This window comes from Streptomyces silaceus, from assembly GCF_001419745.1.
In the GTDB taxonomy this organism is placed as follows: Bacteria; Actinomycetota; Actinomycetes; order Streptomycetales; family Streptomycetaceae; genus Streptomyces; species Streptomyces silaceus.
In genome coordinates this window covers 1-2,036 of sequence record NZ_LIRJ01000459.1, presented here as the reverse complement: position 1 = coordinate 2,036, position 2,036 = coordinate 1, and the positions used below count along the sequence as shown (strand labels likewise).

2 protein-coding genes and 1 pseudogene are annotated in these 2,036 nt (G+C 72.1%); all 3 read left to right on the top strand.

Annotated elements, in window-relative coordinates; translation table 11 throughout:
* Window positions 1–1,162: alkaline phosphatase family protein (locus tag AOK22_RS43250; RefSeq protein WP_244165214.1), on the top strand; the 1,162-nt coding region annotated here is incomplete at its 5' end.
* Window positions 1,163–1,442: 280 nt separating this feature from the next.
* Window positions 1,443–1,856 (top strand): annotated as a pseudogene (locus AOK22_RS43245) (MMPL family transporter); the annotation flags it as partial.
* Between the two features lie 2 nt (window positions 1,857–1,858).
* Window positions 1,859–2,036 (top strand): MMPL family transporter (locus tag AOK22_RS43240; RefSeq protein WP_244165215.1); only part of this gene is annotated, 178 nt, incomplete at both ends.

The following is a 2,036-nucleotide window of genomic DNA, read 5'->3' as shown; positions in this document are numbered from 1 at the left end:
CACGTTCGCCGAGGACGTCGCCGAGGGCCGGCTCGCGAAGGTCTCCTACCTGGTGCCCTCCGCCCTGGACTCCGAGCACCCGAGCGTCTCCTCGCCCGTCCACAGCGCGACGATCGTCTACAAGGTCCTCGACGCGCTCGCCTCCCACCCCGAGGTGTGGCGCCGCACCGCCGTCTTCATCAACTACGACGAGAACGACGGCTTCTTCGACCACGTCCCGCCGCCCGTGCCCGGCGGCGACAGCCCCGCGGAGCGGGAGGAGCGCTGGGAGGGGAGGCCGACCGGGCTCGGCGCGCGCGTGCCGATGCTCGTCGTCTCGCCGTGGACCGTCGGCGGGTACGTCTGCTCCGAGGTCTTCGACCACACCTCCGTGGTCCGCTTCCTGGAGAAGTGGACGGGCGTCAAGGAGCCCAACATCGGCGCCTGGCGCCGCAAGGTCACCGGCGACCTCACCGGGGCCTTCGACTTCCGGCGCGGCCACCGGCAGCCCGAGGTCGAGCAGCCGGGCGCCATCCCGGGGTTCAGCGGCCGCTGGTCCCCGCAGCCACCCGCGCAGCAGTCCATGCCGGAGCAGGAGCCCGGCACGCGCCGCGCCCGTCCGCTGCCCTACCAGCCCGACGCGGACGTGCGGCCCGGCGACGACGGCACGCTCACCGTGCGGCTGCGCAACGGCGGCAGCTCCAGCGCGCACTTCGCCCTCTATCCGTACGCCGGTGAGTTCGCCGTCCCGCAGCACCAGGACGTCACGCGCACGGGCACGTGGACCGTGCCGGTGCCCCGGGGGACGTACGACTTCACGATCACGGGGCCCAACGGCTTCCGGCGCGAGTTCGCGGGCGGCGCGGAGAGCAAGGGCGGCAAGGGCGGCGGCGCGCGGCTCGCCTCCGCGATCACCCGCCGTGAGATCCACCTCACACTGGCCAACCGCGGGGACGCGTCCCTCGTCTTCACGGTCACACCGCTCGGATATGTGGACGAAGCGGACATCAGGCGGCGGACGCGGACCGTGCGCGTCAAGGCGGGCAGCAGCCGCACCGTCGCCTGGCACACCGCCGACGAGCACGGCTGGTACGACGTCGAGGTCACCGCCGACCGTGACACCGCCTTCCGTCGTCGCCTCATGGGGCACATCGAGAACGGGCGCGCGAGCGTCTCGGGCTGACGCCCGGCGTGCGCGGGTGCGCGGAGGGGTTCGAGGACGTTGTCCGAGGGGTCTCCGCGCACCTCTTGTGCTCTTGTGAGTAAGGCCACGAAAGGGACCAAGGATCTCCAAGGGCTGTCAAGGTGTGTGCGGCGCTCATGTCGCCGCTCATGCGTTCTTTGCGGGCTGTTCGGTTGAATCACGGCTGTTCCCGATAAAGATCCACGAACCACCCAGGGAGCCCAGTCCGTGGCCGCACTCGCACGGTGGTGCGTCAGGCACCGCCTCCTCGCCGTCCTNNCGCCGCCGTCGCCGGTTCCGCGTACTCGAACGACTACGAGGTCCCCGGCACCGAGTCCGGTCGCGCGACCCAGCTCCTGAACGAGGGCTTCCACGGCCTCGGCGGCGACAGCGACACCGTCGTCTGGCACACCGGGGCCGGCACCTCCGTCCGCGCGGCCGACGTCGAGCAGACGATGACCGACGCCCTCGACACGATCGCGAAGATGCCGGCCGTCGCCTCGGTGACCGGCCCCTACGACGGCAAGGGCGCGGACCGGATCAGCGCGGACGGCCGCACCGCGTACGCCACCGTCACCTTCCACGAGCAGGCCGACGACATCGCCAGGGCCGACGCGCAGGCCGTCGTCGACACCGCCAAGGCCGCCGCCTCCGACGACCTCCAGGTCGAACTCGGCGGCACCGCCATCGGGCTNNGCCGCCGTCGTCCTCTTCCTGGCCTTCGGCTCGCTCGCCGCGTCGCTGCTGCCCATCGCCACCGCGCTGGTCTCCGTCGGCACCGCCTACGCGGGCATCGTGCTCCTCGGCCATGTGATGACCGTCGCCGACTTCGCGCCGATGCTCGGCACCCTGATCGGCCTCGGCGTCGGCATCG